Source organism: Aeromonas sp. s7(2024), from assembly GCF_040907825.1.
Classification (GTDB): domain Bacteria; phylum Pseudomonadota; class Gammaproteobacteria; order Enterobacterales; family Aeromonadaceae; genus Aeromonas; species Aeromonas veronii.
On sequence record NZ_JBFOCM010000031.1, the window covers coordinates 104,088 to 111,924 of the forward strand.

Here is a 7,837-nt window from a genome sequence, read left to right on the forward strand (position 1 = left end):
GCCCATTAGACTGGGCCCGATTATTGCTTGCCTTTGGACACACTTCGCAAGCCAACGTTGGCTCGGCCCCCATGCCGCCATTTTCCAGGAAGGAGAGATCATGAAAGCAGGCCTTTACATCGCACCACTGTTGGCAGCCCTTTGCGGCACCGCATACGCGGCCCCCTCCCCTGACAGCGCCGTGTTGAAGGTTGAAGGCGCCATCAGCAGCCCCACTCATCAGGCTCTGGCCCTGTGGGACAGCGCCATGCTGGATCAACTGCCGGTACACGAAATCAAAACCCATACCCCATGGTATGACGAAGCCAAGACCTTTCGCGGCCCGCTGCTGCAAGATGTATTGGCCAAGGTCGGGGCAACCGGCAAACAGCTCACCATTACCGCGCTCAATGACTACTCGGTACAGGTGCCGACAAGCGATGCCGAGCAGTATCGGGTCATCCTCGCCCGCACGATCAATGGCAAGCCACTGTCAGTGCGTGACAAAGGGCCGCTGTTCCTTGTCTATCCGTTCGATCAATATCCCGAACTGCAAAACAAGCTCTATTACGGTCGGGCTATCTGGCAGATCAGCGCGATAAAAGTGGAGTAGATCCCATCATGCGTTCCATGGCAGCCAGTCAACGTTTCTTGTTTGTGGTGCTTTGTGTGCTGCTCCTTGCCTTTGCCGGTATTGGTACCATCCAGTACCGGCAATTTCAGGATCTGCAGCGCAGTACCAGCCAAGGCGAAGACAACGTGATGTGGAACTATTTCCAGCTCTATAACGAAGCGCTGCGTTTTCAAAGCTCGCTGCTCCATGAGTCGCAACCGACCTTCCAGCTCAGATACGATATTCTGGTCAGCCGCATGGATCTGGTGCTGGAGAGCAAGGATCGCAGCCTGCTTCAGCAAACAGAGATCTACCAGCAGGCAAGCAAAGCCATTCGATCCTACATCTCTCTGGCGGATATCTGGCTCGGCCCTGAAGCCACCAAGCCGCTCGACAATCTTGCCCATCAGGAGCTGCGCCAACAGCTTACCTCCCTGCTCCCCCTGCTCCATCAGCTGACTCTGGAGGTGAACCAGCAGGCGACCCTGTTTGATGTGGCGCGTCGCGACAGCGTGAGGGAGCAGATCATCACGACGACACTCATCGCGACCCTGCAATTTGCGCTGCTCTTTGTGCTCGCCCTGCTGATCTGGCGGCAAATGAATATCTCGTTTCTGCAACACAAACTGATGCAGCAGCTCAATGACAAACTGCTGCGGGCAAATCAGGCGGCAGAGGCAGGCACAAGAGCCAAAAGCAGCTTTTTGGCCAACATGAGCCATGAAATTCGCACCCCCATGAATGGCATTCTCGGCATGCTCTCACTGCTGGCCGACCGGGATATGGATCCGAGGGAGCGAGACTATCTGGAAACGGCGCGGGAATCGGCAAACCATCTGCTCGGTCTGCTCAACGACATTCTGGATGTATCCAAGCTGGAAGAGGGCAAGATCGAGCTGCAACTGGCCCCCCATCACTTGCCCCAGCTGCTGGAGGATATCCGGGCCCTGATGCAGAGCAACTGCGATGCAAAAGGGATCAAACTGACCCTGACTGTTGCCCCCGATACGCCGGAGTGGTTGATGATCGACCCGCTGAGGGTGCGCCAGATCCTCTTCAATCTGGTGAGCAATGCCATCAAGTTCACCCATCAGGGGGAAGTAAAGATCCACGTTGATAGCACCCTGTTGGAGCAGGATCGCCACTCGATACGCATCTCGATCCAGGACACAGGGATCGGCATGAGCAAAAGTCAGCTAAAGAACCTGTTTCAACGTTTCGCCCAGGCGGATGTCTCGATCACCCGCCAATATGGCGGATCGGGCCTGGGACTTGAAATATCCCGTAACCTCGCACGCCTGATGGGCGGCGATATCTCGGTAGAGAGCAGCGAGGGACATGGCAGTACTTTTACCTACATCTGGCCCGCCAGAGCCACGACCCCCTCGATTGTTTGCCTGCCGTCCAAGCCACTGGATCAGGAGAGCTATCGCATCTTGCTGGTTGATGACAATGCCACCAACCGCAAGGTGATCGGCGCCATGCTCGACTCCGTGGGCCATCAGGTCACACTGGCCGTTCAGGGAGAAGAGGCGCTGGAGAAACTGGGTCACACCGAATTTGATCTGGTGTTGATGGATGTCCAGATGCCAGTGATGGATGGCCTGGTGGCCACCACCCGGATCCGCACCTCCCAGATGCCTTGGGCAGATATCCCCATCATCGCCCTGACGGCTGATGCGATGCCAGAATCCAAGCAATACTATCTTTCCCATGGCATGAACGGGTATATCACCAAGCCCATCAATAAAGAGACGCTACTGAGCGAGATAAACAGACATATTTCCCATGGGCGGCTCAAATACAACGCCACCCTGCGTGTCACCAAGCAATAACCCCCCCCTGATTCCGAGCTACTGATTGCTCATGTGGGGCAACATTGACCTCTGCAGGCAACTGAATGGGCTTGGGTCTGGAACCCACGCAGGCAAGCCGCTTCGCAACAGCAGCACGGGCCGTAGGCTTGTCTCGGGTATGCAGGGATTTTTTGATCTGTACAGATCTAGTAATCCCCTCCCTACAACGTCCAGACCAGAGTGAATGACTATATTTATGTTTTTAATGCATCAATAACCACTCTTAATGCGGGTGAAACATTCCGGTGGGGATAATAGAGGTACAGACCAGCCAAACGGTGGCTATAGGGTTTCAATACCTGGATTAAGATGCCGCGCTCAAGTTCATCGCTCACCAATTCCTCTGGCACATAGGCCAGTCCCAGCCCCATTTTGGCAGCAGCCGCCTCCATATAACTGTCAGAGAAGACCCACTGCCCCTGTGGTCGATGCTTAATCGCCTTCCCCTCTTGCCACAGTTCCCATTGATAGAGGCTGCCATCGGCAAATTGGTAAGCGATACAGGGATGTCTCGCCAGATCGGCAGGCGCCTGGGGAAATCCGTATTGAAGAAAATGATCTGGTGTGGCTACCATCACCATCTCCAGATCGGGCGTAATGCGCACGGCCACCATCCCCTCATCCACCTCGTCACCCAGCCGCACGCCAGCATCAAAGCGCTCATCGATGATGTTCACGAAGCGGCTTTCACTGATGAGTTCCAGCCGAATATCGGGATAACGCTGCCTGAAGATAGTCAGCTTGGGAAGCAGCACCTTGTCGATGGCATGTTGGCTGGCGTTGATCCGTACCGTGCCTGAAGGGGTATCACGATAGTGGGCGAGCGTGGCCAGACCCGCATCAAGGGACTGAAAACAGCCCTGCGCCGTGCGGTACAACTGCTCACCCGCTTGGGTTAAGGAGAGGCTGCGGGTGGTGCGCATCAGAAGCTGCACCCCGAGCCGGGCCTCGAGATCCCGAATCGTTCGGCTGACCCCGGACTGGGCAAGCCCCAACCTAGCTGCGGCCTTGGTAAAACTCCCTTCCCGAGCGACCAGCATAAAGACGTGGAGATCGTTGTAATTCTCGCGGCCTGTCATTTTGTTCACCCCCTATGTTCCTGTCCGCCACGACCTGAGTCAGGTGCGCGTCAGACGTCTTAATTTAGAACAAATAAGCATTAATGTTATCAAAAAACCGCCTCTAATCATCACTATTAGTTCTAACTAGACTGTGTGTCGTGGTTCACAAAACCAGCCCTCCACCACCAGGACCACGCATCAGAAATCCGATTTCGAGGAACTTTGCCATGAATGTTCTCCCCAAGAAACTGACAGCTATCGCGTCTACCCTGCTGCTGGGCGCCGCATTAACCGGAGTCTCTACATTGAGTCATGCCCAAACAACCAATCCCACTGAACCTGTCTCCATGGTCACCCAATGGGACAAGACCTTCGCCCAAAGCGACAAGGTCGATCATCGCAAGGTCACCTTCAAGAACCGTTACGGCATCACTCTCGTGGCTGACCTCTATCTGCCGAAAAACCGGGGAGACGCCAAGCTGGCGGCCATTGCTCTGAGCGGCCCATTTGGTGCCGTAAAAGAGCAGTCGAGCGGCCTCTATGCCCAGACCCTGGCTGAGCGTGGTTTTGTCACGCTGGCGTTTGACCCCTCTTACACCGGTGAGAGTGGCGGCCAGCCGCGTGATGTGGCCTCGCCAGACATTAACACCGAAGATTTCAGCGCCGCCGTCGATTTTCTCGGCCTGCAAAAAGAGGTCGACCGCAACCGTATCGGTCTACTGGGGATTTGCGGCTGGGGTGGCATGGCCCTCAATGCCGCCGCTGGCGACACCCGCATCAAGGCGGTGGCAACCAGCGTGATGTATGACATGAGCCGGGCCATGGGGCATGGGGTGGGCGATGGCAAGGATCGATTTTCCACCGCCGATCGCCACGCCGTGCTGGCATACCTGAATGAACAACGCTGGGAAGATGCGGAAAGTGGCACCTATGCCCATAGCAATCACGACCTCTATGTCGATGACAAGGGAAATGTCACCGCTGCCGCCCGCACCCTGCCAGAGGTTCTGCCGGAAAACCCGCACCCGGTACTCAAGGAGTTCTTCGATTACTACCGTGTACCGCGTGGTTTCCATGCCCGTTCTGTCAACTCCAACGGGGCCTGGACCACTACCATGCCGCTGTCATTCATGAATATGCCGCTGCTGAGTTATGCAAGCGAAATATCCATTCCCACTCTGATCGTGACCGGTGAGCAGGCTCACTCTCGTTACTTTGCCGAAGATGCCTTCAAGGCCATTGGCAGCAAGCAGAAAGAGCTGGTCGTTGTGCCTGGCGTCAATCATGTCGACCTGTATGACAACCAGGCTGGTAAGATCCCGTTCGCCAAGTTCGAGCAGTTCTTCAACACCAACCTGAAGTAAGCGTCGAAAATGCGGCGGCCTCTTCGCCGCATTTTCTCACTGGTTTCGACGCCACCATTCACGTCACATAGGGAGAAGCTCAATGATCAGAGGAGTGTTTGTTGGCGCGATGGCTCTGTTGCTGGGGGTGACCAGCACAGCAACCGCTACAAGTGCTAAGGCTCAGAACAAGGCAGATAGTATGAACATCAAGATGACGATAGCCAGCCAGATCATCACGGCCACCCTGGAAGATAGTCACAGCGCCCGGGACTTTTTTGCCATGCTCCCCCTGACACTGCCCCTCGAGGATTACGCCGACACCGAGAAGATTGCTTATCTGCCCCGCAAATTGACCACACAGGGCGCCCCAAAAGGCATTGACCCGAACGTGGGGGATCTCACCTATTACACCCCGTGGGGCAATCTGGCGATCTTCTATCGGGACTTTGGCTATTCGACCGGACTGATTAAGTTAGGGCGCATTGAATCGGGTCTCTCCCACCTGAGCACAACCTCGGCCGCCAGCATCACGATCGAAGCAATCGAATAAGCCCATATTTCACTTTCAGGTCATTCCATGAACGTAACATCGTTATCATCACATACACCCGCTGTCGTCAACGAACACTGGTCTGCGGTTGCCGTCATGTCCCTGTGTGTGGCACTGCTCATTGCCGCCGAGTTTATGCCGGTCAGCCTGCTGACGCCGATCGCCACCGATCTAGGTGCCAGCAATGGCATGGCCGGTCTTGCTATTGCCATCTCCGGCCTGTTTGCCGTCCCGACCAGTTTGCTGATCGCACCTCTATCTCACAGGCTGGACCGACGTCATGTGCTCATGGGGCTAGCCGTCGTGATGCTGACCTCTTTAATCGTGATCGCCTTAAGCCCCAACTTTACCGTGCTGATGGTGGCACGCGCTCTGCTCGGGATCGTTATCGGCGGTTTTTGGGCGCTGGCAACCGCCACCATCATGCGGTTGGTCTCCAGCCAATCCGTCCCCAAAGCGTTGGGCATCCTGTATACCGGCAATGCGGTCGCGACCGCCTTTGCGGCCCCCATTGGCAGTTACTTGGGTGGACTGATCGGCTGGCGAGGCGTGTTCTGGCTGCTGGTACCGTTGGTAGTGATCAACCTGCTGTGGATGGTACTTTGCCTGCCTTCCATGCACTCCCAAGCACGCCCGCACAGCGCATTTCGCCTTATGCGCAGACCCAACGTCGCCATTGCCATCATGGGCGTGACGCTGACCTTTGCCGGCGCCTTCAGTGCCTTTACCTATTTTCGCCCCTTCCTGGAGACACGCACCCAGGTCGACCTGCCACAACTCTCGGCGCTGCTGCTGGCTTTGGGGCTGGCCGGTTTTGTCGGCACCACAGCGGTAAGCATGCTGCTGCGCCGTCATCTTTACCGGATGCTGCGCTGGTTGCCACTGGTGCTAGGCGTTATCACCCTGGCGCTGCTGGCGGTGGAGCATCACTTCTGGAGTGTGGCCCTGATGCTGATCCTCTGGGGCGCCCTTAACTCCGCCATTCCGGTCGCCTGGTCAGCCTGGATCACCCAGGGCATCTCAGATTCACCCGAGAGCGGTGGAGGCCTGATGGTGGCAGCTATTCAGCTGGCGATCACGTTGGGGGCTGCCGTGGGGGGGTGGTTACTGGATTCCCTCTCTATCAGGGCCACCTTTATGTGCAGTGCCCTGTTACTGACCGCCGCCTCCATGGTGGTCGGCAATGGCAGCCGACTAAGGCCCGTCACGCTTGACCAGTAAGTTGACCCATCCGTTAGGGAAGGTGCGAACAAGTCCCTGATATGAGATCATGCATGTCATCTGGAGCCATGGAACAGGGTTCATCATGAGTCATCAACTTACCTTCGCCGACAGTGAATTCAGCAGTAAGCGCCGTCAGACCAGAAAAGAGATTTTCTTGTCCCGCATGGAGCAGATTCTGCCATGGCAAAACATGGTGGAAGTCATCGAGCCGTTTTACCCCAAGGCTGGTAATGGCCGGCGACCTTATCCGCTGGAAACCATGCTACGCATTCACTGCATGCAGCATTGGTACAACCTGAGCGATGGCGCGATGGAAGATGCTCTGTACGAAATCGCCTCCATGCGTCTGTTTGCCCGGTTATCCCTGGATAGCGCCTTGCCGGACCGCACCACCATCATGAATTTCCGCCACCTGCTGGAGCAGCATCAACTGGCCCGCCAATTGTTCAAGACCATCAATCGCTGGCTGGCCGAAGCAGGCGTCATGATGACTCAAGGCACCTTGGTCGATGCCACCATCATTGAGGCTCCCAGCTCGACCAAGAACAAAGAGCAGCAACGCGATCCGCAGATGCATCAGACCAAGAAAGGCAATCAGTGGCACTTTGGCATGAAGGCCCACATTGGTGTCGACGCCAAGAGTGGCCTGACCCACAGCCTAGTCACCACCGCGGCCAACGAGCATGACCTCAATCAGCTGGGTAATCTGCTGCATGGAGAGGAGCAATTTGTCTCAGCCGATGCCGGCTACCAAGGGGCGCCACAGCGCGAGGAGCTGGCCGAGGTGGATGTGGACTGGCTGATCGCCGAGCGCCCCGGCAAGGTAAGAACCTTGAAACAGCATCCACGCAAGAACAAAACGGCCATCAACATCGAATACATGAAAGCCAGCATCCGGGCCAAGGTGGAGCACCCGTTTCGCATCATCAAGCGACAGTTCGGCTTCGTGAAAGCCAGATACAAGGGGTTGCTGAAAAACGATAACCAACTGGCGATGTTATTCACGCTGGCCAACCTGTTTCGGGCGGACCAAATGATACGTCAGTGGGAGAGATCTCACTAAAAACTGGGAATAACGCCTTAAATGGCGAAGAAACGGTCTAAATAGGCTGATTCAAGGCATTTACGGGAGAAAAGATCGGCTCAAACTGAAAAAATGAAATGACTGAGTCAGCCGAGAAGAATTTCCCCGCTTATTCGCACCTTCC

At 55.9% G+C, this 7,837-nt stretch carries 7 protein-coding genes; 6 read left to right on the top strand and 1 reads right to left on the bottom strand.

Annotation, left to right across the window (positions count from 1 at the left end; translation table 11 throughout):
- The first annotated feature begins 100 nt into the window (after positions 1-100).
- Positions 101-592 carry a molybdopterin-dependent oxidoreductase gene (locus AB5Y73_RS13845; RefSeq protein ID WP_005351410.1) on the top strand — a complete coding sequence of 164 codons (492 nt, stop codon included), beginning with the start codon at positions 101-103 and terminating at the stop codon, positions 590-592.
- An 8-nt stretch (positions 593-600) separates the two neighbouring features.
- Complete coding sequence (locus AB5Y73_RS13850; RefSeq protein WP_107682871.1) at positions 601-2,427, top strand: ATP-binding protein; 1,827 nt, start codon at positions 601-603, stop codon at positions 2,425-2,427.
- A gap of 215 nt (positions 2,428-2,642) precedes the next feature.
- On the opposite strand, the gene AB5Y73_RS13855 is transcribed toward AB5Y73_RS13850, so the two are convergent.
- On the bottom strand, positions 2,643-3,527 hold the full coding sequence (locus tag AB5Y73_RS13855; RefSeq protein WP_107683126.1) for a LysR family transcriptional regulator: 885 nt from the start codon (positions 3,525-3,527) through the stop codon (positions 2,643-2,645).
- A 209-nt stretch (positions 3,528-3,736) separates the two neighbouring features.
- Between AB5Y73_RS13855 and AB5Y73_RS13860 the strand changes: the two genes are divergently transcribed.
- The 4 genes from AB5Y73_RS13860 (at position 3,737) to AB5Y73_RS13875 (ending at position 7,692) form a co-directional block, all read left to right on the top strand.
- The gene (locus AB5Y73_RS13860) at positions 3,737-4,873 is read left to right on the top strand and encodes an alpha/beta hydrolase (protein ID WP_181497282.1); all 1,137 of its coding nucleotides are present in this window, start codon (positions 3,737-3,739) and stop codon (positions 4,871-4,873) included.
- A gap of 82 nt (positions 4,874-4,955) precedes the next feature.
- A complete protein-coding gene (locus tag AB5Y73_RS13865) occupies positions 4,956-5,405 on the top strand; it encodes a cyclophilin-like fold protein (protein ID WP_235655508.1) in 450 nt (149 codons plus the stop codon).
- Between the two features lie 96 nt (positions 5,406-5,501).
- Complete coding sequence (locus AB5Y73_RS13870) at positions 5,502-6,626, top strand: MFS transporter (RefSeq protein WP_235655507.1); 1,125 nt, start codon at positions 5,502-5,504, stop codon at positions 6,624-6,626.
- Positions 6,627-6,711: 85 nt separating this feature from the next.
- Positions 6,712-7,692: an IS5-like element IS5 family transposase gene (locus AB5Y73_RS13875; RefSeq protein WP_026141915.1), complete on the top strand. Its 981-nt coding sequence runs from the start codon at positions 6,712-6,714 to the stop codon at positions 7,690-7,692.
- Positions 7,693-7,837: the final 145 nt, after the last annotated feature.